The organism is Pseudoroseomonas cervicalis ATCC 49957 (assembly GCF_000164635.1).
In the GTDB taxonomy this organism is placed as follows: domain Bacteria; phylum Pseudomonadota; class Alphaproteobacteria; order Acetobacterales; family Acetobacteraceae; genus Pseudoroseomonas; species Pseudoroseomonas cervicalis.
Genome location: NZ_GG771243.1, coordinates 1 through 555, shown reverse-complemented (window position 1 = coordinate 555; position 555 = coordinate 1). Strand labels below are relative to the sequence as shown.

Annotated in this window: 1 protein-coding gene; it reads right to left on the bottom strand. The window is 77.8% G+C overall.

From position 1 onward, the window contains the following. A partial coding sequence (locus HMPREF0731_RS22795; RefSeq protein WP_281015404.1) for an RNase adapter RapZ occupies positions 1-316 on the bottom strand: 316 nt, incomplete at its 3' end. Positions 317-555: the final 239 nt, after the last annotated feature.

Sequence of the window (555 nt, the reverse complement as noted above, 5' to 3'; positions counted from 1 at the left end):
GCGCCGCCTCGCGCGCGATGCCATCCGCCACCGAGCCGCCGAGCGAGCCGCCCGGCGCCAGCGGGTGGCGCCGCCGCGTCTCGGAGAAGCGGCGCAGCAGCACCGCCTCCTCCGCCGTCACATAGAGCAGCTCGGGCGCCACGCCCGGCTCGGCGCGCAGCCGCTCCAGCCGGTGCAGCAGGGCCTGCGCGTCGAAGCCGCGGGTGCGGGCGTCGACGCCGATCGCCAGCGGCACAAGGCCGCCCTCGCGCACCACCTCCTCCAGCACCGAGAGCGGCGGGTTGTCGATGCTCTCGAAGCCCAGATCCTCCAGCATGCGCAGGATCGAGGCCTTGCCGGCGCCGGACAGGCCGGTGACCAGCACCACGGGGCGCGGCGGGCTCACGCCGCGAAGGCTCCCGCATGCTGCGCCAGGGGCGCGCCCGGCGCCCGCCCCTCCAGCGCCAGCCCGCCCAGGCCGAGCCCGGCCAGGGCGAAGTCCAGCTTGGCGGGGGCGGAGGCGTCGAAGCCGTGCAGCGCGACGCAGGGCAGGGCATGGCCCAGCAGCGCGTGGCG